Annotated in this window: 27 protein-coding genes; 15 read left to right on the top strand and 12 right to left on the bottom strand. The window is 68.3% G+C overall.

From position 1 onward, the window contains the following. Window positions 1–10: 10 nt before the first annotated feature. The gene (locus tag ACMGFH_RS07250; protein WP_415382246.1) at window positions 11–1,348 is read left to right on the top strand and encodes an aminotransferase class III-fold pyridoxal phosphate-dependent enzyme; all 1,338 of its coding nucleotides are present in this window, start codon (window positions 11–13) and stop codon (window positions 1,346–1,348) included. 138 nt (window positions 1,349–1,486) lie between these two features. On the opposite strand, the gene ACMGFH_RS07245 is transcribed toward ACMGFH_RS07250, so the two are convergent. The 4 genes from ACMGFH_RS07245 to ACMGFH_RS07230 form a co-directional block, all read right to left on the bottom strand. Further along, entirely contained in the window at window positions 1,487–2,125 is a 639-nt protein-coding gene (locus ACMGFH_RS07245) for a hypothetical protein (protein WP_415382244.1), read from the bottom strand. A gap of 189 nt (window positions 2,126–2,314) precedes the next feature. Continuing rightward, window positions 2,315–2,650 carry a hypothetical protein gene (locus tag ACMGFH_RS07240; protein ID WP_415382243.1) on the bottom strand — a complete coding sequence of 112 codons (336 nt, stop codon included), beginning with the start codon at window positions 2,648–2,650 and terminating at the stop codon, window positions 2,315–2,317. An 84-nt stretch (window positions 2,651–2,734) separates the two neighbouring features. Then, window positions 2,735–3,016 (bottom strand): hypothetical protein, encoded by a 282-nt coding sequence (locus tag ACMGFH_RS07235; protein ID WP_415382242.1) that lies wholly within the window; start codon window positions 3,014–3,016, stop codon window positions 2,735–2,737. A gap of 124 nt (window positions 3,017–3,140) precedes the next feature. Then, window positions 3,141–3,893, bottom strand: coding sequence for a sugar phosphate isomerase/epimerase family protein (locus ACMGFH_RS07230; protein ID WP_415382241.1), 753 nt, complete (start codon window positions 3,891–3,893; stop codon window positions 3,141–3,143). A gap of 124 nt (window positions 3,894–4,017) precedes the next feature. Here ACMGFH_RS07230 and ACMGFH_RS07225 point away from each other — a divergent pair, with 124 nt between their 5' ends. Beyond that, complete coding sequence (locus ACMGFH_RS07225; protein ID WP_415382239.1) at window positions 4,018–5,022, top strand: NAD-dependent epimerase/dehydratase family protein; 1,005 nt, start codon at window positions 4,018–4,020, stop codon at window positions 5,020–5,022. 116 nt (window positions 5,023–5,138) lie between these two features. Here the strand turns inward: ACMGFH_RS07225 and ACMGFH_RS07220 are convergent, their stop codons facing one another. The 4 genes from ACMGFH_RS07220 to ACMGFH_RS07205 all read right to left on the bottom strand — a co-directional run bounded on the left by ACMGFH_RS07220 (window position 5,139) and on the right by ACMGFH_RS07205 (window position 7,153). Next, a complete protein-coding gene (locus tag ACMGFH_RS07220) occupies window positions 5,139–5,279 on the bottom strand; it encodes a hypothetical protein (RefSeq protein ID WP_415382237.1) in 141 nt (46 codons plus the stop codon). A gap of 5 nt (window positions 5,280–5,284) precedes the next feature. Beyond that, the gene (locus ACMGFH_RS07215) at window positions 5,285–5,455 is read right to left on the bottom strand and encodes a hypothetical protein (protein WP_415382236.1); all 171 of its coding nucleotides are present in this window, start codon (window positions 5,453–5,455) and stop codon (window positions 5,285–5,287) included. Between the two features lie 148 nt (window positions 5,456–5,603). After that, on the bottom strand, window positions 5,604–6,074 hold the full coding sequence (locus ACMGFH_RS07210) for an FKBP-type peptidyl-prolyl cis-trans isomerase (RefSeq protein WP_415382234.1): 471 nt from the start codon (window positions 6,072–6,074) through the stop codon (window positions 5,604–5,606). A 71-nt stretch (window positions 6,075–6,145) separates the two neighbouring features. Then, window positions 6,146–7,153 (bottom strand): aldo/keto reductase, encoded by a 1,008-nt coding sequence (locus tag ACMGFH_RS07205; RefSeq protein WP_415382233.1) that lies wholly within the window; start codon window positions 7,151–7,153, stop codon window positions 6,146–6,148. Between the two features lie 145 nt (window positions 7,154–7,298). Between ACMGFH_RS07205 and ACMGFH_RS07200 the strand changes: the two genes are divergently transcribed. Beyond that, window positions 7,299–8,639: a TIGR00341 family protein gene (locus ACMGFH_RS07200; RefSeq protein WP_415382232.1), complete on the top strand. Its 1,341-nt coding sequence runs from the start codon at window positions 7,299–7,301 to the stop codon at window positions 8,637–8,639. A 5-nt stretch (window positions 8,640–8,644) separates the two neighbouring features. Here ACMGFH_RS07200 and ACMGFH_RS07195 read toward each other — a convergent pair whose 3' ends face one another. After that, window positions 8,645–8,809, bottom strand: a complete 165-nt coding sequence (locus tag ACMGFH_RS07195) for a hypothetical protein (protein WP_415382230.1) — start codon at window positions 8,807–8,809, stop codon at window positions 8,645–8,647. Window positions 8,810–9,030: 221 nt separating this feature from the next. Here ACMGFH_RS07195 and ACMGFH_RS07190 point away from each other — a divergent pair, with 221 nt between their 5' ends. The 7 genes from ACMGFH_RS07190 to ACMGFH_RS07160 all read left to right on the top strand — a co-directional run bounded on the left by ACMGFH_RS07190 (window position 9,031) and on the right by ACMGFH_RS07160 (window position 13,715). Further along, window positions 9,031–9,228: a hypothetical protein gene (locus ACMGFH_RS07190; RefSeq protein ID WP_415382229.1), complete on the top strand. Its 198-nt coding sequence runs from the start codon at window positions 9,031–9,033 to the stop codon at window positions 9,226–9,228. 76 nt (window positions 9,229–9,304) lie between these two features. Next, a complete protein-coding gene (locus ACMGFH_RS07185) occupies window positions 9,305–9,781 on the top strand; it encodes a hypothetical protein (protein WP_415382227.1) in 477 nt (158 codons plus the stop codon). Window positions 9,782–9,896: 115 nt separating this feature from the next. Next, window positions 9,897–10,769 (top strand): hypothetical protein, encoded by an 873-nt coding sequence (locus ACMGFH_RS07180; protein ID WP_415382225.1) that lies wholly within the window; start codon window positions 9,897–9,899, stop codon window positions 10,767–10,769. Between the two features lie 45 nt (window positions 10,770–10,814). Further along, window positions 10,815–11,402: a hypothetical protein gene (locus tag ACMGFH_RS07175; RefSeq protein WP_415382223.1), complete on the top strand. Its 588-nt coding sequence runs from the start codon at window positions 10,815–10,817 to the stop codon at window positions 11,400–11,402. After that, a complete protein-coding gene (locus ACMGFH_RS07170) occupies window positions 11,399–12,055 on the top strand; it encodes a hypothetical protein (protein WP_415382222.1) in 657 nt (218 codons plus the stop codon). The genes ACMGFH_RS07175 and ACMGFH_RS07170 overlap by 4 nt, the downstream gene beginning before the upstream one ends. A gap of 90 nt (window positions 12,056–12,145) precedes the next feature. After that, window positions 12,146–12,991 (top strand): phosphatase PAP2 family protein, encoded by an 846-nt coding sequence (locus ACMGFH_RS07165; protein WP_415382220.1) that lies wholly within the window; start codon window positions 12,146–12,148, stop codon window positions 12,989–12,991. A gap of 82 nt (window positions 12,992–13,073) precedes the next feature. Beyond that, on the top strand, window positions 13,074–13,715 hold the full coding sequence (locus tag ACMGFH_RS07160) for a phosphoesterase (protein WP_415382219.1): 642 nt from the start codon (window positions 13,074–13,076) through the stop codon (window positions 13,713–13,715). Between the two features lies 1 nt (window position 13,716). Here ACMGFH_RS07160 and ACMGFH_RS07155 read toward each other — a convergent pair whose 3' ends face one another. The 3 genes from ACMGFH_RS07155 to ACMGFH_RS07145 all read right to left on the bottom strand — a co-directional run bounded on the left by ACMGFH_RS07155 (window position 13,717) and on the right by ACMGFH_RS07145 (window position 18,729). Further along, window positions 13,717–14,754 carry an NAD(P)/FAD-dependent oxidoreductase gene (locus tag ACMGFH_RS07155; protein ID WP_415382218.1) on the bottom strand — a complete coding sequence of 346 codons (1,038 nt, stop codon included), beginning with the start codon at window positions 14,752–14,754 and terminating at the stop codon, window positions 13,717–13,719. 69 nt (window positions 14,755–14,823) lie between these two features. Continuing rightward, window positions 14,824–15,975, bottom strand: coding sequence for a CapA family protein (locus tag ACMGFH_RS07150; protein ID WP_415382217.1), 1,152 nt, complete (start codon window positions 15,973–15,975; stop codon window positions 14,824–14,826). Window positions 15,976–16,002: 27 nt separating this feature from the next. Continuing rightward, on the bottom strand, window positions 16,003–18,729 hold the full coding sequence (locus ACMGFH_RS07145; RefSeq protein ID WP_415382216.1) for a class I tRNA ligase family protein: 2,727 nt from the start codon (window positions 18,727–18,729) through the stop codon (window positions 16,003–16,005). A 168-nt stretch (window positions 18,730–18,897) separates the two neighbouring features. Between ACMGFH_RS07145 and ACMGFH_RS07140 the strand changes: the two genes are divergently transcribed. From ACMGFH_RS07140 to ACMGFH_RS07120, 5 genes are all read left to right on the top strand, one after another. Continuing rightward, window positions 18,898–20,118 carry an FAD-dependent oxidoreductase gene (locus ACMGFH_RS07140; protein WP_415382215.1) on the top strand — a complete coding sequence of 407 codons (1,221 nt, stop codon included), beginning with the start codon at window positions 18,898–18,900 and terminating at the stop codon, window positions 20,116–20,118. A gap of 110 nt (window positions 20,119–20,228) precedes the next feature. After that, complete coding sequence (locus ACMGFH_RS07135) at window positions 20,229–21,275, top strand: phytoene/squalene synthase family protein (protein WP_415382214.1); 1,047 nt, start codon at window positions 20,229–20,231, stop codon at window positions 21,273–21,275. 57 nt (window positions 21,276–21,332) lie between these two features. Then, window positions 21,333–22,538 (top strand): NAD(P)/FAD-dependent oxidoreductase, encoded by a 1,206-nt coding sequence (locus ACMGFH_RS07130; protein WP_415382213.1) that lies wholly within the window; start codon window positions 21,333–21,335, stop codon window positions 22,536–22,538. A gap of 113 nt (window positions 22,539–22,651) precedes the next feature. After that, the gene (locus tag ACMGFH_RS07125; protein ID WP_135362923.1) at window positions 22,652–22,942 is read left to right on the top strand and encodes a translation initiation factor eIF-1A; all 291 of its coding nucleotides are present in this window, start codon (window positions 22,652–22,654) and stop codon (window positions 22,940–22,942) included. 599 nt (window positions 22,943–23,541) lie between these two features. Then, a complete protein-coding gene (locus ACMGFH_RS07120) occupies window positions 23,542–25,074 on the top strand; it encodes a glycoside hydrolase family 28 protein (protein ID WP_415382212.1) in 1,533 nt (510 codons plus the stop codon). Window positions 25,075–25,127: the final 53 nt, after the last annotated feature.

Below are 25,127 nucleotides of genomic sequence, written 5' to 3'. Positions count from 1 at the left end.
TCTTGCCGACATGAACCGGGACACGGCCGAGCCGACAGTGGGGTCCCTGCCTGGCGAACTCGCCCGCGAGTGGGTCGACTACCACCACGAGTCGGCCGCCACGAGCACCTACGTCTACGACTTCGTCTGGGACTACACCGAACCGGCGGAGGGGCCGTTCTGCACCGACGTCGACGGCAACGTCCTCATGGACTTCACCAGCCACGTCGCGGCCGCCCCGCTGGGGTACGACAACCCCAAGCTGATGGAGCGGATGGAGGGGTTCGACCTCGTCGACCCGCTGAAGATGGCCGGCCAGGACTTCTACGTCACCAGCGGCGAGTTGGACGACCATCCGTTCCCGACGCCCACCGACCTCATGCACCGGTTGACCGACCGGAGCGACCACTACGGGATGGACACCGTCTTCCTCTCGAACAGCGGCGCCGAGGCCGTCGAGAACGCGATCAAGATATCCTACGACCACACGGGCGCCGACTACGGCATCACGTTCCGCGGCGGCTTCCACGGGCGCACCCTCGGCGCGCTCTCGCTCAACCGGTCGAAGTCGGTCTACCGGCGGGAGTTCCCCGAGATATCGAAGATCCACGGCGTGCCGTTCTGCGACGACCGCGCCTGCGACGCGCAGTCCTGCACGTGCGGCTTCTTCACCGGAAAGGGGTCTCAGCTGCGGAAACTGCTCCACCCCCAGCGCGGTGCGATCGATCCCGACGACGTGGCCTACCTGATCCTCGAACCGGTCCAGGGCGAGGGCGGGTACCGCTTCCCCAGCGACGCCTTCGCGGAAGAGATCGCCGACCTGTGCGACGAACACGACCTGACGCTCGTCGTCGACGAGATCCAGTCCGGCGTCGGGCGGACCGGCGAGTTCTGGGCGTCGGACCACTACCCGTTCGAACCGGACGTCATCGCGAGCGCCAAGGGCCTGCGCGTCGGCGCGACCATCTCCCGCGAGGAGGTGTTCCCCGAGCAGAAGAGCCGCCTCTCCTCGACGTGGGGCGGCGGGGACATCGTCGCAGCGTTGCAGGGAGCGCTCACGCTCGACGTTATCGACGACTACGACCTCATGGACAACGCCGTCGTCCGCGGTCGGCAGTTCAAGGAGTCGATGCGCGACGCCGACCTCGACCCGGTCGTCGACGTGCGCGGCAAGGGCCTCATGCTCGCCGTCGAGTTCGATACGAAGGAGCGCCGTGACGACGTGCAGGAGGCGGCGATGCAGCGCGGCCTCCTGACGCTCGGCTGCGGCCACGATGTGCTCCGGATCCTCCCGCCGATGGACGTGACCGAACGGGAGATCGACCTCGGCGTCGACCTGCTAACCGACGCTATCGCGGACGCCGCGTGACGGAGTAGAGCGGGAAGACACCCCATTACGATCCGATGAATTCTGTTCAGTAGCCGTGCAAGTTGAACATCCGCGAGCGGAGCGACACACAGACGCGATGTACAGATTCCCGTTTCTACCGATAGTACATATTACTTGTCAGTAACACTCTAGAAGTACACCGTTTTCGCGCGGGTCGGGTTCGGGCACGGTACGAACGGTGTCGTATCGCTTCGCAGTCCGCCAGACTGCTTCCGTGGTCAGGAGGTATCTAACGGCGTAGGGCGCGCCGTCGAAGTGGCCAGGCGTCCCGTCACCGGTGTGATCGACTCGCCCGGATACTACGGCGAAATCTGACTTGACGATCACCGCGGTATCGCTGAGTCGAGTCACTTCCGACTCAATCTCCAGAACGAACTCGTGAATCTTCTCGCCGTACCCCTTCCACTCCTGCCACTGATACGCCTTCTCGTAGTCCGCAACGTATTCGGCGAGTGTAGCCCCGTCGTCGAGTGACTCGGGTGGTTCCGGAACGGGTGAGATGTCGTCTCGTTCGGCGTCATCAACAAGTGGTTCGTCGGGACAGTTCCGTGGCGTAGGGATCGGCTCAGTCGTGTGTGTAGCGGTCTGTGTCGGTGAGTGCGTTACTGGAGGCGGTGTTTGTCTCGTTCCCTCAGCTTTCGTCGCAGGAGGCGAAGCGGGAGTAGGCGACTCAGATGAGTCAGACGAGCATCCGCTAACGGAGAAAGAAAGTACCACTCCGAGCGCCGAGAGAACACTGCGTCGTGATAGCTCCATATCAGGACCGATCTTGCGTTCAGTAAATACTTTGTCTGTACTGAGCATCCGCGCGAGCGAAGCGAGCGCGGTTCACCGGAGCCGAGCAGAGCGAGGCTCCGGCCTTTTTCACCCATGTTTTTGCGTGCGGGGTTCCCGCAGGTCGCCGAAGGCGACCGAGGAAACCCCGCGCGGAAAAAGATGGGGTCCCTAGAACTGATACCGGCGGTCGTCGGGATCGCCGGTGCCGGTCTGGGGCAGGTCGGCGCCGCCGGTCATCTCTTCGAAAGTCATGCCGGAGAGGTACTCGTCGTAGGTGACGTCGTACTCGCTGCGAAGGTGGAAGTCGAGGTTGCCGGTCTCGACGGCGGACTGGAACAGCAGGTGGACGCCGCGTCGGACGAGTTCGTCGGGGTCGTCGGTGTCCAAGGCTGCCAGCAGCATGGCGAGCTCGTTGCGAGTCTCGCGGTCGGTGTCGACGGACAACTCCTCGTCGAGGTCGCCGTACTCGGACTGGACGTCGTCCTGGAGATCGTCGAGGCTCATACCACGGAGTGGGCGGGGCGCTCGCAAACACCTTACGTTCCGACCGTGGTCGGTGCGGGGCGTCCGTCGCGCCTGAACGGGCGGTCAGGGATACACCTCGATGGCCTCGGGCGTGAGGACGAACGTGCGGTCCCAGAGGTCGGCGACGAGGACGAAGTCGCCCGACTCGCCGCGCGAGCGGTGATGTGCGGTGAGGGCGTCGAGCGCGCCGGCGTCGATCTGGTCGTAGAGCTGCGGGTCGGGGCCGTCGAGGTCGACGTGGGCGCGCTCGGCGGCGCGGAGGAGCGCGTCGGTCGCTTCCTCGTCGGCTTCGATCGCGGTGCGGGCGATTGGGAGGTCGTCGGGGACCTGTGCGGGACTTGGCATGGCTCGCCTTGCGGGAGCGACCACCGTAAATCGACCTCGCCGTGAGCCCGATTTTGGCCGAGTTTCGCCGAGTTAATCCGCAGACAGCGGTCGCAAGGCCCGTCGGAAGCGGGAAGCCGATCGTTCAACCGTCGAGCGCGGTCCGCACCGAAGCGACGGCGTCGCGGAGAGCGTCGGGCGCGCGCTCCTGCGGGAGTTCGTACTCGACGACCAGCGGCGCGTCGAGGTCGGCGTGCTCGTCGAGGAGGCCGACGAACGAGGCGACGTCGAGCTGGCCGGCCCCGGGGACGTCCTCGATCTCCGCCTCGGAGGTGTCCTTGAGGTGGCAGCTGTTGATCCGGTCGCCCAGGTCCCGCACCACGTCCTCGGGGACGACGTTCTCGACGAGGAAGTGGCCGGTGTCGACGCAGAGTCCGAGGCGGTCGTGGTCGTAGCGGTCCAGCACCGACCGGGCGTCGTCGATGGTCGAGAAGACCCGCGAGAGGTCGTCGTGGTGGACCGACGAGTAGTTGTGGATGCCGACGTCGAGACCGAACTCGTCGGCCAGTTCGACCAGCGTTTCGGTGATCGCGTCCGCCGCCGGGGGGTAGTTGACCGTGACGTATCCCGCGTCGAGGCGGTCGGCGAACTCGAAGTGCTCGCGCGCCTCGTCGGGCGCTTCGAGGTCGACGACGCCGTAGCCGCAGACGGACACGTCGGACGCTTCGACGGCGTCGAGTCCCGCGGCGACCGTCGACTCGTCGTGGTCGGGCGAGAGGTGGTGCCCCCAGAGTTCGAGGTGCGTCACCGGCGCGTCGTCGAGTTCGCCGAGCAGCTCGCGGAGCGAGAAGTCCCTGAACACGACGCTCTGGACGCCGATGTCGTAGTCGCGAGGCATGGACGCCCGGTTGTGCGACGCGAGCAAAAGCGTTTGGTCCGGAACCGGGGAGTCCGGGACCGCACCTCCCGGCCCGGGCTTCCGCGGGGCGACGTTTTATCCGGCCGCTGGCCGTCCGTCGCCCGTGAACGTTCTCATCATCGGCGGGACGGGGCTGATCAGCACTGGCATCGCCAGACAGGCGGTCGACGCCGGCCACGACGTGACCGCGTTCCACCGCGGCGAGACCGACGCCGACCTGCCCGACGCGGTATCGCACGTCCACGGCGACCGCGACGACGACGCGCGGCTCGGCGAGGTGGCCGACGAAGTGAACCCGGAGGTCGTGATCGACATGGTCTGTTTCTCCCCGGAGCAGGCCGAGAGCGCCGTCGAGGCGTTCGCGGGCGTCGAGCAGTTCGTCTTCTGCTCGACGGTCGATGTCTACCACCGGCCGCTCGACCGCAACCCCGCGACGGAGGACGCCCGCCGGGAACCGCCGGTCAGCGACTACGGCGCGGACAAGGCCGAGTGCGAGGACGTTTTCATGGACGCCCACGGTGACGCGTTCCAGACGACGGTGATCCGGCCGTGGAGCACCTACGGTGAGGGCGGGCCAGTCATCCACACCATGGGCTGGGGGACGTACTACCTCGACCGTGTTCGACAGGGGAAACCGATCATCGTCCACGGCGACGGCGCGACGCTGTGGGGGCCCTGCCACCGCGACGACGTGGCGGGAGCGTTCGTCGGTGCCATCGGGACGGAGACGGCCTACGGCGAGAGCTATCACGTCACGAGCGAAGCGGTCATCTCCTGGAATCAGTACCAGGAGTACGTCGCCGACGCGATGGACGCGCCCGACCCGGAGCTGGTCTACATCCCCACCGAGCGACTCGTCGAGGCGGTGCCGGACCGGACGGACCCGCTCGTGGATCACTTCCAGTACTCGACGGTGTTCGACAACGGGAAGGCGAAACGAGATCTGGGCTTCGAGTACACGATATCCTTCCGCGAGGGCGTCGAGCGGACCATCGACGACCTCGAACGACGGGACGCTATCGACGACTGGGACAGCGAGAACGACGACGAGATAATCGCCGCCTGGCGGGAATCGACGGACTCGTTCGCCGACGCGATCGGCGAGTGATCCGTCGCGGGAAACTGAGGTGCGGGAGCCAGTGGGGTGGCACGGGAGCCAGTGGGCCGGCACGGAGGCCAGAGGGCCGACGCGGTCAGCGGGCGGGGAGAACAGGTCTCCAGTCGTTACCTGATCGTGTACTCGGCGATGTCCTCGGAGTCGCAGACCGAACAGACGGAGGTCCCGCGGTCCACGGTCGTGCCGCAGCGGCGACACTCGACGACGACCGTCTCGCGCTCGGGAACGAGCGACGCGATGAGACCCATCGTGTTCACTCCGGATGCACCGGGTCGTCGCACGCCGTGCACTCGGCGAAGAGCTTCGGCCAGTTCCCGTCCGATTCGTAGCGTATGAGGAGGTTCGCCGCGGGGATCATCTCCCCGCAGCTCGGACACCGCCCGAGCGGCTGGTCCTGGATCCCCCCTTCGTCTGTCCCGGACATGCTCTTCGACAGAACCTCTAACCTCGTTGTTATGTACTCTATAACGCGAGTAAGACCGGGATTTATGCGCTCTATACGGATCCGGTGCCGCCGAGCGGTCCGTCGCCGCCCGGCGATCGCGAGCGGAGTCGGGTGGCGTGGCGCGATCTCACTCGACCGAGACGACCTCGACCTCGAATTCGAGCGTCTCGCCGGCGAGTTCGTGATTGAAGTCGACGGTGACGGTGTCCTCGCCGGCCTCGGCGACTCGACCGGGCATCCCCTGTTCGGTCTGGATCTCCATGCCCTCGACGGGGTCGCGACCGCCGAGCATCTCCGTGAACTCGTCAGTGTCGTACTCGACGACGCGGTCGTCGGTGCGCTCGCCGTAGGCCTGTTCGGGCTCGATGGTGACTGTGTCCTCGTCGCCGGTCTCCATGCCGACGAGCGCGTCTTCGAGTCCCTCGATGATGCGGCCCCCGCCGATCTCGACTGTCAGGGGCTGATAGTCGCGCTCGGGCTGGTCGTCCGCGAGTCCTTCCTCGTCCGCGACCGATTCGAGCGACGTGTCGAAGACCTCGCCGTCGTCCAGTCGGCCGGTGTACTCGATGGTGACCGTGTCGCCGGTGGAAATAGCCATACGGACCGAACCGCCGGCTCACGGATAAGGGCACGGTCTCGGAGCGGCGGATCCGGCCGGAAACGCCCGGTTCAGGCGTTTGTCTGGTAGAGCTCCCCGTCCTCGTCGTAGCGTGCTTCGAAGATGCGGTCGAACTGCTCGTCGGAGAGCGACACGTCGAGCGCGCCGAGGTTCTCGTCCAGCTGGTCGACGGTGCGCGCGCCGACGATCGGGACGCAGTCGAAGTCGGACTGGTCGATCAGCCAGCGGAGCGCCACCTGCGCGGGCGTCGCGTCCACCTCGCCGGCCACCGCGCGCACGGCGTCGAGGACGTGCCAGCCCCGTTCGGAGACGTAGAACCGTTCGAACCGGTCGTCGAGTTCCGCCCGGGTGCCCTCCGGCGCGTCGAGGTCGTACGTCCCGTCGCCGACGCGCTCGTACTTGCCGGTGAGGAACCCGCCCGCGAGCGGCGAGTACGGACAGACAGCGAGGTTCTGGTCCGCGCAGACGTCGAGGTACTCCTCCACGTCCTCGTAGTACGCCGCGTGGAACAGCGGCTGCGTGACGGAGAAGGCCTCGTAGTTGTTCACGTCGGCTTTCCAGAGGCCCTTCGTGAGCTTCCAGGCGTCGCACGTCGAGATGCCGACGTAGTGGACCTTCCCTTCGCTCACGAGGTCGTCGACGGCTCGCAGCGTGTGCTCGATGGGCGTTTCGTCGTCGAACCGGTGCAGGTAGAGGATATCGAGGTAGTCCGTGCCGAGGCGGTCGAGCGACCCCTCGACTTCGGCCTTGACGTTCTTCTTCGAGAGGTTCTCCTGGAAGCGTGACACCGACGACCAGAAGCACTTCGAGGCGACCACGTAGTCCTCGCGGTCCTCGTCTTCGAGCCACTCGCCGATCCAGCGCTCGGAGTCGCCGCCGCCGTAGCCGTTCGCGGTGTCGATGAAGTTGCCGCCCCGCTCGGCGTAGGCGTCGAGCAGTTCGTGGGCGTCGTCGCGGTCGGTCTCCACGACGCCGCCGTTCTCCTTGCCGAAGCGCCACGTCCCGAGACAGATGGGTGATACCTGCAGTCCGGTCTCGCCGAGTCGTCTGTACTCCATATCACCCACTTGGACGGCGCTCGCTTAGTAATTGGTCTCCCGGAAGGGCGCGACCGAGCGACGCGGGCTGGCGGCCGCGCCGTCTCTACCCCGGGCTTGACCCTGAGCGGTCCAGTCTTTTCCGGATAGCGGCCCTTTCCACGGTATGCGGGTAGTCCAGCTGTCGGTCCCGCCCGACCAGCGGGAGACGGTGCTCGGCGTCCTCGACGAGTACGACTTCGGGTACACCGTCGCCGACGGGGACGGCGCCAAGGACGGGCACGACCTGGTCACGTTCGTCACGCCGGCCGACGCCGTCGAACACGTGCTCAACGACCTCGAAGCCCAGGGCTACGACAGGAGTACCTACACGCTGTCGTACGCGACGGAGTTCGCGAACTTCGAGGGGATCGACGGGGTCCAGGACCAGTGGGCGAAGACGCCGAACAAGATCGCGCCGGAGACGCTCCGCTCGAAGGCCAAGGACATGCGGCTCAACATGCGGTCGTACCTCTGGATGATGGTCCTGAGCGCGGTCGTCGCCGTCTCGGGCGTGCTCACGGGGTCGCCGGCAGTCGTCGTCGGCTCGATGATCATCGCGCCGATCGTCAGCCCGATGCTGACCGCCAGCGTCGGCGCCGTTCGCGACGACCGCGGGATGCTGATCGACAGTATCCACCAGCAGCTTATCGGCCTGGGTATGGCCGTGGTCGCGGCCACCGTCTTCAGCTTCCTCGTGAAGCAGTTCTTCGCCGTCCCGACGACCCTGGACATCACGTCGATGCAACTGGTGGCCGGCCGGCTCGCCCCGAGCATCCTCTCGACGGTCATCGGGCTCGCCGCCGGCGCCGCGGGCGCCTACGGCCTCGCGACGAAGGGGTCGGTGTCGATCGTCGGCGTCATGATCGCCGCCGCGCTGATCCCGGTCGCCGCGGTCAGCGGCGTCGGCATCGCCTGGACCCAGTATATCGTCGCGCTCGGCGCGCTCGTGTTGCTCGTGCTCACGATGATCGCCGTCAACGTCGGCGGCTACCTGATGCTGCGCTACCTGGGCTACCGGCCCGACAACGTCGACGAGGGGTTGTTCGAGCGCCCCAGCGGCAGACAGGCGCTCGTCGTCGGCGCGACGGCCCTGCTCGTGGTCGGTATCGTCGGCGCGGTCGGCTTCGGCTCCTATCGGCATGCCTCGTTCGAGCGGGCGGTGAACGACGCCACCACGGACGTGTTACAGCAGTCCGGGTACGACAGGCTGGGGATCACGCAGGTCTCGACGGAGTACACGTCGGTCGGCCCGTTCGGCGACCCGTCGACGGTGACGATCGCCTTGAGCCGGACCGACAACCAGTCGTACCCGAACCTGCCGACCGTCCTCGACCGGTCGATCACTGACCGGACCGGCGAGAACGTCACCGTCCGGGTGCGATACATCGACTTCGACACGTCCGACCGGCTCGACCGGGCGAACCAGACCGGCGGCGCCGCGATGGCTCCCGATGGACACGGATAGCCCGGTTACTCCTCGTCGTCTGCGTCGTCCTCGTCGTCGTCTTCCATCATCTCGGTCTGCTCGACGGCGTCGATGTCCTGCTCGCCTCCGCCGTACTGGTTGGCGTCCTCGCTGGCTTCCTCTTCGGCCGACTCGTCCTCGCGCTCCTCGTCGGTTTGGTCGTCTGCCATACGGCGGCTTCGAGCCTCGGACGCAAAAGCCGCGCACCTGCGATAGCCGGTCGGCTCCTCTCGACGCCGAGGCCCGTGGGAGCGTCGGAGATGTCGTCCCAGTCGATGTCGAGTTCGATCGTGTGTTCGTTGTGATCGCGCGAATACAGCGAGTGGACACACGCCGTAGTCGAGCCCGTCGGTACCGCGGCCGTAATCGGCGGGTTCTCCTCGTCGCTCCAATGGGCGTGACGTTGTCGGTACCAGCGGTGGAGAACGGACTGTTCGACGCCTGGATGATGCTGGAACCGACGTTCGCTGATAAGGCGGCATGGCTGGAACTGTTTTCCACAGGCCCCATGCCGCCCCAGCAGACCGGCGCGCGCCCGAGCAACCGGTTCGAGGCGATTACCGGGTATCCGTCCGCCCTCCGGGGGTGAGCCGGCGCCGATTCGCGCCCGACCGACAGATTGATAACGCCGAACCGGTCGGGTAAGACTAACGTACGCGAAGTAGATGACGCCTATCGAGATTCTCGCCGCGCTCGCCGCGCTCGCCGTCGCCGTCAGCGTCGGGCTCGTGGCCCACGAGCTGGCACATGCGGCCGTCCTGCGCGCGGCGGGCGTGCCCCACGTGATCGACTGGTTCCCCGGCAAAGAAGGGGGACTCCTGCAGGCCGGGCTGCGCGGGGAGTGGGCGGCCGTGCGGCCCCGGCCCGGGGCCGAGACGCCGGCGTGGCTGCTGCGCGTCTCGGCGATGATGCCGCTGGCGCTGGTTGCGCCGTTCGCACTCGTTCCCGCGGGCGTCGTCGCCGACCCGTTCGCGGGCGAGGGGATCGCGCGCTTCGCGGTCCTCGGCTGGATGGCCTGCGCGCTGCCGAGCCCGCAGGATTTCTCGGTGCTGTGGTACGCCGGCCGCGCCGTCGACCCGTCGTCGGCCGGACCGGCGACCGATGTCCAGACGGCCGAGACGGCGGCCGACGAGACGGTCTGAGCGCGGAGTCCACAACATCGGTAAGCCCGAAATACCCGGACGAGCAGGGCGGTACTCGCCGATCGGGGGCCGTAGGCAGCTCTTTCCTTTCACCGCGAGCGCCGTACGTGGGCCCATGCCCGACCCCGACCACGATACGGAGCCCGAACCGGCGACGGACCCGCGGTTCGACAACTGGCCGGTCAGGCGCTACGACGCTTCCAACGACCTGACCGTCGAGCGCGAGACGCCGGGCGAGGAAGCGAACGAACGACTCGAAGACGTCGAATGGGTTGGCGTCGGCGGTACCGGTGCGGGCGGGAGCGCGTTCCTCTACGCCCCGGAGGACGAAACCGTCCACCGCGGGCGCTACGACCCGAACGAGGACCGGATCGTCGTCGACGAGGACGAACGCACCGTCGAGGACGACGAGTCGCTCGGCGACCACCTCGTCGACGTCGGCGAGGAGCACGACTGGCACTGGCTGTCGTCGTTCGCCCGCGACCACCTCGACACGCCGGAGCACGACGACGACCGTCCGACCTCCGGGCACCTGCTCCCGCCGGGGTTCGACCACGAGTACACCGAGTTCCAGCGGCGCAACGTCGCTGAGTCGGCGGACGTCGACGCGGCCTTCTGGGGGTCGCACACGTTCGCGGACGAGACCGACCGAGTCCACGTTCTCGAACGCGAATTCGGCGTCAGGGCTCACGAAGCCGCCGACGAGGTCGACGTCCACGTCGAAGAGCGATATCTCGTCGCCGAGGAGCCGCGCGAGGAGTCCCGCGCGGGCGACGCCGACCTCGTAGACGAGCGCGAGTACGACCTCGCGCTCCACGTCGACCCCGACGAGACCGCCTGGCTCACCGACACCGAGGACCTGCTGACTCGGTGGCACCGCAGCCACCTGGCTCCGCCCGAACGGGCCGAACACCGACAGGTCGACCACGAGCGGTACCCGCCCGCCGACACCGACCGGGAGACGGACGCGAGTCGCTCGAACTACTGATGGCGGGCGGAGCACCGCCGACGGGCGCCTGATCCACACGACACGATGCGAACACCGTCTGACCTGCTCGGGTACGAGGCGACGAACGCCGCGATCGGGTGGCTGATCGTCGCGGTCCTCTGCGCCGTCGCCGTCGAACGAGCGCTCGCGGGCGTCGAGTGGTGGGTCGCCGTCGCGGCCGTGACCGCGGCCGCCGCGGTCGTGCCCCCAGCGGTCGCTCGCACCCCGAAGGAGATGGTGGCCTGGGAGGTGCTCGCTGCGGCCGCGATTCCGGTCGCCGCTCCGTCCGTCGGCGTGGCCCCCGAACGGGCCGCGTACGTCGTCGTGGCGGCGCTGGCGCTGGTGGTGGCCGTCGAACTCGACGCGTTCACCGACGTGGAGATGACGCCCGACTTCGCCGTCGGGTTCGTCGTCGTGCTGACGATGGCGGTTGCGGGCCTCTGGGTCGTCGTCCGGTACGCCTACGACGCCGCGTTCGGGACCGATCTCCTCCCGGACCAGACCCCGCTCATGTGGGAACTGATCCTCGCGACCGCGATCGGCGTGGTCGCCGGGGTCGTCTTCGAAGTGTACGTCCGTCGGGTGAGCCCCGGGCACGGGATCGAGCGCACCCACTGGAGGGACCTGCGGTGACGCCGAACTCCGGCTTCGCCGGGAGGGTGCCGACCGTCGACGGCCTGCCGACCGTCGCCACGAGGGTCTTGCAGCTCGCCATCGTCGTGATGACGGTGTACGGCGTCGTCGTCGGGCGCGTCGGGGTGGCGGTCAACGGCGTCCTCTCGCTGGGCGTCACGCTCGTTCCCGCGCTGCTCGCCTGGCGCTTCGACCATCGGGTCGACCCCCGTCTCGCGCTGTGGATCGCCGTCGCGGCGGCGATCCACGTCGGCGGGTTCCTCGGGCCGTACGACCAGCAGACCGGTGTCCTGTCGTTCTACGACCAGGTCGCCCACGCCGTCTCCGGCGCGTTCGTCGCGGGCGTCGGGTACGCGGTGGTCGAGGCGGTCGACGAGAGCTCCGATCGCGCGCAGTTCCCCGAGGAGTTCCGGTTCGTCTTCACGCTCGCGATGGTGATGGCCTTCGGCGTCCTCTGGGAGATCGGCGAGTTCACTGCGGGCGCGGTCGGCGCCGCGCTGACCGGGACCGAGGTGCTCGTGCAGTACGGCGTCACCGACATCGTCTCCGACCTCACGTTCAACACGATCGCGGCCGCCGCCGTCGCGCTGTGGGGGACCGGCTACTTCGACGGGATGGCGGCGGCCATCTCCCGAGGCGTCTTCGGCGACTGAGCGCAGAGCGGTCACCGACCGACGGTCGACCGCGCTGCCCGCCGGAGCGCCGACGCCACGTCCAAGTGTCGCAAGGCCCAAACGGACACGATGTCCGGGAGTTACCTCGTCATGCAGACGCTCGGGGACGCCGTCCGCGCGGCCGTGCCGGAGTGGATGGTGCCCTTCTTCCTCGGGGTCACTCGCCTGGGCAACGTCGGCGTCTTCCTCGTCGTGTTCACGCTCGACTACTGGTTCGTCGACCGCGAGCGCGGCGCCCACGCCATCGGCATCGTCGTCGGCGGGATGGCGCTGATCACCGCGCTCAAGTACTTCTTCGCGGTCCCGCGCCCGCCGGCGGAGGTGAACGTCGTCCCGATCGACGGTTTCAGCTTCCCGAGCGGTCACGCCACCGGCGCGACCATCGGCTACGGGGCGCTCGCCGCCGTTCACGACCGGTTCCCGGACTACGTGCGCTTCGGCGCGGTCGCCGTGCTCGTCGGGCTGATCGCCCTCTCGCGCGTCGTCCTCGGCGTCCACTTCGTCCGGGACGTCCTCGCCGGCATCGTCTTCGGCGTCGGGTTCCTCGTCGTCGCGTTCGGGCTGACCGACGACGACCCGCGAGCGGGCTTCTTGCTCGCCGTCGCGGTCGCGACCGTCGCGCTCCTCGTCAGCGATTTCAGTACCGACGGCGTCACGCTCTTCGGAGTCGCGGTCGGCGCGGCGGCCGTCTGGGAGGCGACGGGACCGGGGTCGACGGTCGAACGGATGCGCACGCGTGCGGTTCTCGTCGTCGGCGTGCTACCGGTTCTGGCGGGGCTGGGCTACGTCGCTATCAAACTCGTCCCGCCTCCCGTGGCCATCTTCGCGGTCTCGGCCGCCCTCGGCGCCGGGCTGATCGGCGCACCGGTCGCGGCGGGCGTGTTCGACCGGGCCGGAGGCACTGAACCGGCCTGACCCCGCTCGGCGCCGCGGTCGACCGGTCGGCCCGGAGTCTGCCGCCCGTCCGCCTATCCGTCTCGAACCCCAACCTGCGCGCGTGCCCGGGGCGCTCCAGCGAGCGAACGAGCTCTACCCGTACGTCTTCCACCCGAGCAGCGTGCTCGCACTCGGTATCCTGCTGTTGATCCACTACGAGTGGCGAGAGCAGTCGGCCGACCGGTCGGCGCTCTGGCCGCGCGTCGGCGCCTTCATCGGTGCGGGCGTCCTGGGGTTCGTCCCGACGGCCGCGTTCTTTTTCGTGGGGCGGAGCGGACTCTCCTCGGCCCTCGGGGGGAGCAGCTGGCAGCTGGACGAGATGGTCGCGAGCGGCGTGCTGATCGCCGCCGGGACGACGTGGTACCTCTGGAAGCGCTACGACTGGGGCGCCGTCGTCCCGGACGCGATGGTGACGCTGGCGGCCGTGACGGTCCCGTACGCGCTCCTCTCGCCGTTCTGGGACATCTCCGGCCACGTCATCTTCGCGCTGGCGCCGACGTTGTACCTCGCGCTCCTCGACCGACGCTACCTCCCGCTGCTTGCGATTCCAGTGTTGATGGTCCCGAATCGCGTCGCCGTGAACGCGCACACGCTGGCCCAGTCGGTCGCCGGGTTCGTCGTCGCGGCCGTGATCACGGCCGGGCTCTACTACCTCCGCACGCGACCACGGGCCGAGCGGTCAAGCGGCTCGGCAGTCTCCTGACTCACAGCGAGTGGACGACCCGCTCGCCGGTGTCAATCCCGTTCCGGAGCGCCGCGTGGAGCCTGGCCTCGCCGGCGACCCAGTCGCCGAGGGCGTAGAGGTCCGCGTCCGCGGCGCCGTCGACCGCCCCTCGCCGTACGCCCTCGTCGGGGAGCGCGTAGCGCCAACCCTGATGATCGCTCCATCCGGGGTCCGCGAGTCGCTCGTCGCCGACGACAGCGGCGGACAGCTCGGCGAGTTCGGCGACGTTCTCGGCGGGATCGCGGTCGTAGTACCCGACCGACCACGCGGGACTCGCTTGCACCACGAGCACCGTCTCGCCGTCGGGAACGTGGCCGGGTTTGCACTCCTCGCGGGCGATCCAGCCGATTTCGTGCTCCCGGTCCGGATTGATCAGCGCGTAGTACGGTCGGTCGAGTTCGAACTCGTAGCCCAGGACCGCAGTCCAGATCGTTCGGTACGGGACCGCCTCGGCCGCGTCGGCGAGCGCCGTTCGGGCCTCGCTTCCCCACTCGGCGTCGCGGAGCAACTCGGCCGACTGCGGCGCGGGTGGGTTCACGAGGAGCTCGTCGAACGGCCCCCACTCGTCGCCGTCGGTGTCGACGACGCGCCACCGCTCGTCGTCGCGGACGAGCGTCTCGACGCGCGTCTCGGTGTGGACCGCGGCGTCCGTCTCGCCCAGGAGGCGCTTTGCGATCTGGGTCAGGCCCGCGCGATACGTCCACTTGCGGCCGTCGGCGTCCCGGCCCTCGGAGACGTTGCCGTCGGCGTCGAAGGCGTGTATCGGCTCGGTCACCTCGACGAGACCATCGGAATCGAGCGTCTCGGTGAGCAGTTCGACGACGCGCTCGTCGTCGCTCGTGACGTAGTTCGCGCCGTAGTCGTAGGTAACGTCGCCCCGGCGGCGCGTCGCCGCGCGACCGCAGACGCCGCGCGATTTCTCCAGCACCGTGACCTCGGCCGACGGGAGCGCCCCGTCGAGGACGTACGTCGCGGCCGCGGCCGCCGCGCCCGCGCCGACGACTCCGATCCGTGTCATGGAGGCTGTTCGGACTCGCCCGACAAAACGGGTCGCATCCCGCGGCGAAATCCGCCTACGACCGGGCACTCACTCGGCCGCCAGTGGAATCGACAGCCCGCGGCCGTCGCGCTCGACGGTCGTGCCGAACTCCTCCGAGAGCGTCCGCAGCCGGTCGCGGATCCATGCGGCCGCGTCGCCGGTCGCTCGGTCGACGCGTTCGTCGACGATCTCGACCGGCGCGACGTGTAGGCGGTCGAGGCGCCCGTCTTCGATCACGAGTTCGACGCGGACGCTCCGGTCGTTGTGCAGATCGGATTTGATCACGTAGTCGTCGACGTAGTCGCCGGCGTCGTAGACGATGGGGCGGCCGCGGTACACTTCGATCCCCTGGATCACGTGGGCGCTGTGGCCGTGGACCACGTCGACGCCGGCGTCGACCAGCCAGCGGGCGAACCGCCGCTGGGTGTCCGACGGCCGGACCTCCCAGTTCGGTCCCCAGTGGAGCGAGGCGACGACGAGGTCGGGATCGCGACGCTGGACTCGCCGAAGGGCGCCGCCGACGACCGCACGGGTCTCCGAATCCCGCGGATCCAGCGGGGTCCAGGCCGTACCGGGAGTGTCAGAATCGGCCCGGTACGACCGCGACTGGTCGGTGAACGCGACGACGCCCACGTCGAGGTCGCCGACGGTCGCCACGGCGGGATCGGTCGCCGCCGCGCGGTCGGTTCCCGCGCCGGCGTCGGCGATGCCTGCCTCCGAGAGGTGGTCGACGGTGTCGAGCAGGGCGGTCGGACCGTAGTCGAGGAGGTGGTTGTTCGCCAGCGAGGCGAACGCGGTGCCGGCCGCGTCGAGTGCCGGGATCGCCCACCCGGGATCTGCCCGGAAGTAGTACGTTCGATTCGACCGGCGCTCGCCGCGGGTCGAGAGGCAACACTCCAGGTTCAGAAAGAGGCCGTCGAGCGCCCGGAGCGACGGGAGCGTCGATCCCCAGACGCCGGCGGGGTCGGCGCCGGACTCCGAGTCGTTGCCGTCAGTCGATCCGCCGGTGCCGGACCACCTGCCGTTCACGTTCCGACCGAGCATCACGTCGCCGACGAAGCCGAGGCGGGTGTCGCCGTCGCCGGGGACGGTCGGCGGGACCGCGCGGCGCGCCCGCCGACGGACGGTCCCGCCGAGGACGGTCAGTCCGGCGACCCCGCAAGCCGACCCGGCGAGGAGCGTGCGACGGGTCGGTGCCATCTCAGCGCGCCCTCTCGGTCGGCGCCATCAGTCGATGTGGATCGCGGGCTTCGACGGCTCGGCCTTGGCGGCGAGGTCGTCCTCGGCGTCCGCGCGACGGACCTCGACCGCTGCACCGAACTCGTCGCCGAACAGCCACGCCGCCTCCCCGAGCACGTCGAGTTCGCGGTCCGCGTCCAGGATGGGTTCGAGCGCCCCCGCGCGGGAGGCCAGTTCCCCGAGGTATTCCGCGGCGCGGTCGCCGTGCTCGTCGATGGCCTCGTCGTCGAGCGCCGACCCGACGACGGCGTCACCTGGGTCGGCGGCGCGGACGTGTTCGTAGGCGCGGTACTTCCACTCCTCGGCGACGACGATCTCGATGGTCTCGGGCTCGGTGATGTCGACGACCTCGGTGATGTCGCGCACGTCGTCGAGCGTCCGCTCGACGAGCTGGCGCTCCAGTTCGTAGTCCTCGACCGGCTCGCGGACGGCGGGCCAGTCGGCCTCGACGACCATCCCCTCGGTGTCGAGCAGGTTCCACATCTCCTCGCCGAGGTACGGCGCCAGCGGCGCGACGAAGCGCGTCAGCGCCCGCAGTCCCCGCTGATAGGTCGCGTCGTCGACGGGGCCGTACTCGCGGTAGCGACGGAGGAGGCGCGCGAATCGCTGCGCCTCGCTGACGACGCGGTGGAAGCGGAACCGCTCGTACTCCTCGGCGACGGCGGTGACCGTGCGGTCGATCTCCCGCTGGAGGTAGTCGTCCTGAGGCGCTCGCTCGTCACGAGCGTCGACATCGTCGCGGTCGGCGACCATCGAGAACAGCCGCTGCTGGAAGTCATAGACGTCGCCGACGGACTTGACGGTCCACTCGAAGTCCTGCGCCGGGTGGGCCGCCGAGAGCAGGAACAGGCGAGTCGTCTCCGCGCCGTACTCGTGGGGGGCGATGGCGTTGCCTTTCGAGGAGGACATCTTCTCGCCGTCGTACAGCACCGTGCCCTGGTTGATCAGCCGCTCGACGGGTTCGCGAGTGTCGAGCAGCCCGATATCAGCCAGCGCACGGGTGAAGAATCGGATGTACAGCAGGTGGAGGATGGCGTGTTCCTCGCCGCCGACGTACACGTCGACGGGGAGCCAGTCGGCGGCGCGCTCGGTGTCGAAGGGCGCGGAATCAAGGTCCGGCGAGAGGAACCGCAGGAAGTACCACGAGGAGTCGACGAACGTGTCCATCGTGTCCGTCTCGCGCTCGGCCGGCCCGCCGCAGTCGGGACACTCGACGGACTTCCACTCCTCGCTCTCTTCGAGCGGGTTGCCCGCGGTGCGGACGTACGGCGGGAGTTCGACCGGCAGGTCCTCGTCCGGGACCGGCACCCGGCCGCACTCCTCGCAGTGGATCATCGGGATCGGGGTGCCCCAGTAGCGCTGGCGGGAGATGAGCCAGTCGCGCAGGCGGTACTCGGTGGCCGACTCGACGCCGTCGGCCCCCAGTAGCCGCTCGCGCGCCGCGGAGCTCGCGAGCCCGTCGTACTCGCCGCTGCCGGTGAGCATCCCGTCGTCGGTGTAGGGCGCGTCGGGCAGGTCCGTCGGGCTGCCGTCGACGGGTTCGACGACCTGCTCGACGGGGAGGTCGTGGGCCTCGGCGAAGGCGTGGTCGCGCTCGTTGTGCGCGGGAACGCCCATCACGGCCCCGGTCCCCACGTCGTCGAGGACGTACGCGGCGACGTAGACGGGAACGTCCTCGCCGGTGATCGGGTGGGTCGCCGTGAGATCGGTGTCGACGCCCGAGGTGCCCCCCGCGGCGGTGCCCGCACTGGTCACGTCGTCGACGTATTCGGCCACGTCGTCGTTCCGCTTGGCGACTGCCGCGGCGAGGTCGTGACCGGGCGAGAGCGCGACGAACGTCGCGCCGTAGACCGTGTCGAGTCTCGTCGTGAACACGTCGACGTCGGTTTCGAGGTCGCCGTTCGCGGTCTCGTCTCCGGTGTCGTCGGTCACGTCGAACGTGACGTGCGCGCCCTCCTGGCGCCCGATCCAGTTGCGCTGGATGTCGCGGACGCTGTCCGGCCAACCGTCCAGGTCGTCGAGGCCGGCGTCGAGTTCCTCGGCGTAGTCGGTGATCGTGAAGAACCACTGGTCGAGTTCCCGGCGCTCGACGGGCGTCTCGCAGCGCCAGCAGACGCCCGCTGCGTGGGCGTGGTCGGCCCCGGCGCCGTCGGCCTCCGCGGGTTCGTCGCCATTGCTATCGCCGTTGGAGGCGGTCGGCGGCTGCTCGACCTGCGCATCGGCGAGCACCGTCTCGCAGTCGGGGCACCAGTTGACCCGGGCGCCGGTGTACTCGACCAGGTCCTCCTCGTGGAACCGCTTGAACAGCCACTGGTTCCAGCGGTAGTACTCGGGGTCGCAAGTGGTGATCTCCCGTGACCAGTCGTAGCCGAAGCCCATCGTCTCCAGTTCCTCGCGCATCTGCTCGATGCACGAGCGGGTCCACGACTCGGGGTCCGTGTTGCGCTCGTAGGCGGCGTTCTCGGCGGGGAGGCCGAACGCGTCCCAGCCCATCGGCTGGAGGACGTCGTCGCCCTGCAGCGCGCGATATCGGGCGTAGGCGTCCGTGATCGCGTAGTTGCGGACGTGGCCCATGTGGAGCGTGCCGGAGGTGTAGGGGAACATCCCGAGGACGTAGGTGGGATCGGCGGCGTCGTCGGGGACCTCGTAGACACCCTCCGCGTCCCACACGTACTGCCAGTACTCCTGCACCCTCGCGTGATTGTACCGTGTCATCGACCGTTGGCTGACCTGCGTCGGCCGTGGTAATCATTGTTCTGGCCGAGGCGGAGCGGATACCGCTGTCGCCGGGTCTCGGCTGTCGAGCGAGCGGGCGAACCCGAGGGGCCCGAGCGGGAACGCGACCGTCAGCACCCACATACGTCTACGGGACCAAGGCCGGCCATGGCACTCGACACGGACGTCCTCGTGGTCGGCGGCGGCGCGACCGGTGCCGGGACCGCGCGGGACCTCGCCCTCCGTGGCTGTGACGTGACACTCGTCGACCGGGACGGCCTCGCCCACGGGACGACGGGCCGCTCGCACGGCCTGCTTCACAGCGGCGCGCGCTACGCCGAATCCGACGAGAGGGGCGCCGAGGAGTGTATCGCGGAGAACCGGACCATCGCGGAGATAGCCGGCGCGTGCGTCCGGGAGACCGGTGGTCTGTTCGTCCAGGTGGCCGACGACGACCCCGCGTACTTCGACGCCAAGCGCGAGGCCTGCGAGGAGATCGGGATCCCCGCCGAGGTCGTCGACGGCGACGAGGCGCGGGAGCTGGTCCCCGGTCTCTCCGGGGACGTCGAGCGCGCGATGCGCGTCCCGGACGCCGTCGTCTCCCCCTCTCGGCTCGTCGCCGCGAACGCCCACGCGGCGGCCGAGCGCGGGGCGACCGTCCACTCGAACGCGCCCGTCGAGGACGTGCGAGTGGAAGATGGGGAGATCGTCGGCGTCGACGTGGGCGGCGCGGTCGACGAAACAGTGCGGCCCAAAATCGTCGTCAACGCGACCGGCGCGTGGGCCGGCGAACTCGCGGCGATGGCCGGCGCGACCGTCGAGATGCGCCCGACCCGCGGCCTGATGGTCTCCGTGGACCACGCGGGCCTGGGGACGGTGCTGAATCGCAGTCGCGAGCCCGGTGACGGCGACATAATCGTGCCGCACGAGCGCGAGGCGGTGCTCGGGACGACGAGCGTGACCGTCGACGACCCCGAGGAGTTCGAGCGGGCCGACTGGGAGCGCGAGTGCGTCCGCGAGGAGTGCGCAGCGATGTACCCGGCGGCGGCCGACGCTGCAGAGGTCCGCGAGTGGTGGGGCGTCCGGCCGCTGTACGAACCCGACGAGGCCGAACGCGGCGGCCGCGGCATCTCGCGGGGCTTCTTCCTGATCGACCACGCCGACGAGGGCGTCGAGAACTTCCGTTCGGTCGTCGGCGGGAAACTGACGACCTATCGGCTGATGGCGGAGTCGACGGCGGACGCCGTCTGCGACCGACTCGGCGTCGACGAACCCTGCCGGACCGCCGAGACGGCGCTGCCAGGCGCCGACGACCCGGAGCGCCTCGACGAGTTCGTGGCCGACCTGGGCGGTCCCGGCCCGTCGGACAGCGACGTGGTCGGCGAGTGACGGACCGCAGACAGGAACTCCCCGAAATCGGTCGGCGTCGTGGGGTTTCGAAGGGCGGGGCCAGTAGGCGAACTTTTTACTTGTGGAAGGGTTAAGAGGGAATATCGGGAATGTCACGAAACCAGACCGAACAGGTGTTTGAGGACGACCTCGACTACTGCTACGAGGCCGTCGAGGCCGTCTCACGCACGTTCGCCCTGACGGTTGCGGAGCTGGACGAGCCCATGTCGCGCGACATCTGTGTCGGGTACCTCCTGTGTCGAATCGCCGACACCATCGAGGACGCGGGGCATATCCCACCCGCAGAGCAGCGCGCCCTCCTCGATCAGTACAATCGGGTGCTGGACCCCGACGACGACGAGACGATCGCGGCGTTCCGGAGTGCCATCGACGAGTGGATCCCGGAGGACCCGAACGACGACTGGGAGGTCGTCGCCGAGTGCGAGCGGGTGTTCCGGACGTTCGAGGGGCTCGACGAGGACTCGCAGGCGGCGATCCGCCCGCCCGTGCGCGAACTCGTCAGCGGCATGGCGATGTTCGTCGAGCGCTACGCCGAGCAGGGCGGCCTGCGCCTCCAGACGTTCGGCGAACTCGAGGAGTACTGCTGGTACGCCGCCGGGACCGTCGGGACGCTCGTCACCGGCTTGCTCTCGCGCAACGTCGACGACTCCGTCAGAGACACCCTCCAGAACAACGCCCGCTCGTTCGCGATGCTTCTCCAGCTCGTCAACGTCTCCAAGGACGTTGCCACCGACTTCGAGGAGGAGAACAACGTCTACATCCCCCAGGAGCTGCTCGACGCCGAGGAGCTCGACACCGCGGACATCCCCGACGAGGAGAACAGCGAGGCGTTCGTGCCGGTCATCCAGCGTGTCGTCGACCGCGCCGAGGGGTACCTCGACGGCGCCCAGACGTGGCTCGAAGCCATGCCCGAGATCCGCGGGAATACCCTCTCGGCGTGGGCGATCCCCTTCCTGCTCGCGGTCGGGACCATCCGCGAACTCGAAGAACGCCCCGAGGACGTCATCGAGGAGGGCAACGTCAAGGTGTCGCGCTCGGAGGTCACTACCATCTTCGCCACGTTCGCCCGCGAAGACGACCCCTCGCTCGCGGAGCTCCGCTCGAAGATCCGCCAGCAGCCCCTCGACGAGTACTGACCGACGCTTCTCTGACATCGCAACGGATTTGTCGCACTCGTCGGTACTCGCGGGTGTATGTCGGCAGACGTAGACGCCGTCGTCGCCGGTGGCGGGCCGGCTGGCCTCCAGTTCGCCCGGGAGATCGCGAGCCGCTCCGAGTACGCGGTCACCGTGCTCGAAGCCAACGACGACCTCTCTGACAACGACAAGTCGACCGGCGGGACCTTCGACCAGGTGATCGAGCGCTACGACGTCCCCGACGAGGTGGTGATGGGTGAGAACGAAGACGTAATCTTCGAAGCGCCCGGCGCGAGTTCGACTCTCCCGATCCCGGGGCACGTTCTGGACTTCCCCGCGTTTCTCGAATTTCTGGGCGAGGACGCCGCTGCCCACGGGGCGGAGATCCGGACCGGTGCGCGGGTCTCCGACCCGGTCGTCGAGGCCGGCAGTGTCGTCGGCGTTCAGTACTGGACCGACGGCGAGAAACACCGGATCGACGCGGATCTGGTCGTCGACGCGACCGGACCCCGGGCGGTCCTCGCGAAGCAACTCGGGATGTTCGACCCCGACTCCGCCCAGCGCGGCATCGGCAAGGAGTACGAGATCCGCGGCCGTTACGACCTCGATTCGATGCTCTTCCGGTTCGACCACGAGGTCGCGCCCGGCGGCTACGCGTGGACGTTTCCCGCCGGCGACGACGCGTTCAAGGCGGGCGTCTGCTGGATCGAGGACTGGTACGACCGCCACAGTCGCCCCGACGACGGGACCATCGACGACTACGTCGAGTCGTGGGTGGCCGCGGACCCCCGGTGGGAGGCCGAGGAGGTGCGCGCCGTCCACGCGGGCGAGGCCGTCTCGAACAACTCCGTCAACCAGCGCGCGATGGACGGACTCGTCGCCGTCGGCGACGCGGTGTCGAGCATCAACCCGCTGTTCGGCGAGGGGATCAGGTCGGGGATGGAGTCCGCCGAGATGGCGGCCGACGCCGCGCTCGCGGCGCTCGACAGCGGCGACACCTCCCGCGAGCGACTCCGCGACTACGAGGAGCGGTGGAACGGAGAGAAGGGCGTCCAGTGGCGCATCCAGCGGATCGTCTGCGAGCTACTCTACGACTTCACGCCGGGCCAACAGCGCCGGTTCGTCACAAGCGCCGGCCGCCTCAGCGACGCGCAGGTCGAGCGCCTGCAGGCCTACGAGCTGACCGCGCGGGACTACCTGGACCTGTATCCGTTCGACCGCAGCGACCTCGGGAAGCTCCCGGCGCTCGCCCGGCACGTCTGAGCCGGCGCGACGCGGATGGTCGGCGAGTCGATGGATCGGCCGCCTGCCACCGTCGTGTCACGTGGTAGCGCGATACTCAGGTGATTTAAACGTGGGGAGCCCCTACCATACCTGTGAGCGAGAGCGACAACAGCGGGCGTCGGAACCTCCGGATGCCCTCGGACGACGAACTGTTCGCGGTAGTAACACAGCACAACGGCGGTAACCACGTCCGCGTCCAGTGCGAGGACGGGGTCGACCGCATGGGCCGGATCCCCGGCCGCATGAAGTACCGCACGTGGATCAGCGAGGGCGACGTCGTCCTCGTCGAACCGTGGGACTGGCAGGACGAGAAGGCCAACATCGAGTGGCGCTACTCCGAGCAGGACGCGGACCAGCTGCGCGACGAAGGCCACATCGACTGATATTTTTCCGACGCGGCAGTCGCGAGCGACTGCGCTCCCCCGACGAGTAGCGCACAGTGATCCGCCGTTACTCAATCCGAACGTAGACCGGATTATGAAATTTAAACCGTATAGACAGAGGAATTACGTATCTGGCCGATCCAACCTCCGATAACTGAGCGCGATCGAGGTGATTACCGATCGGGGATCTGGATATGCGGCGTCGATAGCGCTTCTCATCGACCGTATCGAGCAATAGCGGATTTCCGATTGGAGTCGAAAGGTCGTCGCACGGGACCGAAAGGGTGCGTCCGCCGGAGCGTTCTCTGTCCGCAGGAGACGAGCGAAATATCTGGTTTGAGTCGACTTACGTAGAAATTTTAGTACTCGACTCGGAGGCGGTCGTTCCGGTCGGTGGATTCTCGGACGGCGAGCCGACAATTGTGTGAAATAATATGGGTTCGAATTTCTCTCATATCTAGTATGATTTCACAGCGAGCTGTTTCGACGATTTGCCGGGGAACTGATTCGAGGGGCGGCCCTTCCGGTCGGTCGCGTTCGGTCGACGGCCGTCGCGTGGGAGGGGAAGCTTTATCGAGGGCGTCGGTGATAGACGATTTATGTCAGACAGCGACGCCAGACGCGACGTGAGAGACTTCGGTGCGTCCGGCACAGGCGAGCAACGCGACACGGAGGCGCTCCAGTCGGCTCTCGACGAGTGCGCCGGGACTGGCGGGACGGTCGTAATTCCCCCGGGAGAGTACCTGACCGCGCCGCTCACGGTCGGCAGCCAGACCTCGCTGGAGCTGCAGGCTGGCGCGACGCTCAAATTCGCCCGGGACCACGAGGCGTTCCCGGCGAAGGAGAGCCGCTGGGAAGGCTGGAACCAGACGGGCTTTCACCCGTGTCTGCTCGTCGAAGACGCCGAGAACGTCGAGGTCACGGGCCGCGGCACGATCGACGGCCAGGGCGACTACTGGTGGCAGTTCTACGGCGAGGACGACGCGGACCTACCCGACAGCCTCCTCGAGCGACTGGAGGAGTTCCGCGCGGCAAACGACAAGGCCGACGACGTGAGCAGTTTCACGCTCCGACCGCCGCTGTTCCAGATCGACGAGTCCGAGAACGTCTCGGTCTCGGGGATCACGCTGAAGAACTCGCCGTTCTGGAACACCCACGTCGTCTTCTCGGACAACGTGACGTTCCACGACGTGAACGTCGAGAACCCGCACGACGCCCCGAACGGCGACGGGATGGACATCGACTCCTCGCGGTACGTCCGCATCAGCGACTGCTACCTCAACGCCGGCGACGACGCCATCTGCATCAAGTCCGGGAAGGACGAGGAGGGGCGACGGATCGGCCGCCCGGCCTCCCAGATCACCGTGACGAACTGCACGGTCGAGGCGGGCCACGGCGGTGTGGTCATCGGCTCGGAGATGTCCGGCGACGTCCGCGACGTGACCGTCAGCAACTGCACGTTCACCGACACAGACCGCGGGGTCCGAATCAAGACGCAGCGGGGTCGCGGCGGCGTCGTCGAGGACCTCCGCTTCGACAACATCGTTATGCGGCGGGTCGCCTGTCCGTTCACCATCAACGGCTACTACTTCATGGACATCGACAGCGACCCGATCCCCGTCGACGAGTCGACGCCGATGGTCCGCAACGTCGCCTACTCGAACATCACCGCCCGGAACGTCGAGACGGCCGGCTTCTTCGCCGGACTCCCCGAACAGCGCTTCGAAAACATCTCGTTCTCGAACGTCGAGATCGACGCGACTCGCCCGCTGGATTCGACGGACCTCTCGCCGGCGATGGCCGACGGGTTCGACCAGCGCCACGGCCTGTTCTGCAAGTCCATCGACGACGTCTCGTTCTCGAACGTTCGGATCCGGACCGCCGAGTCGCCGGCGCTCGCCTTCGAGGAGACCGGACGCGTCTCGATCGACGGCCTGCAGGTCGAAAGCGACCAGGAGACGCCGGTCGTCGAACTCCGCGACGTCGAGGAGACGCTCGTCAGCGGTTGTGACTGGACTGGCGAGGGAACCTTCCTGCGCGTCCGCGGCGACGACCCCGGGCGCCTGTCGTTCGCAGGCAACCACGGTGACCTGAGCGACAGCGTCGAGGCACCCGACGGCGACTGGATCTGAATCGCCGGCACCCGTCTTTTCGATACGCTCGACGGTGAGCAGCGGCTGTGCGT

Origin of the sequence: Halosimplex rarum (genome assembly GCF_047715405.1) — an archaeon.
Taxonomy (GTDB): Archaea; Halobacteriota; Halobacteria; order Halobacteriales; family Haloarculaceae; genus Halosimplex; species Halosimplex rarum.
The sequence above is the reverse complement of the archived record's forward strand: the minus strand, read 5'-3'. Positions and strand labels throughout refer to the sequence as shown.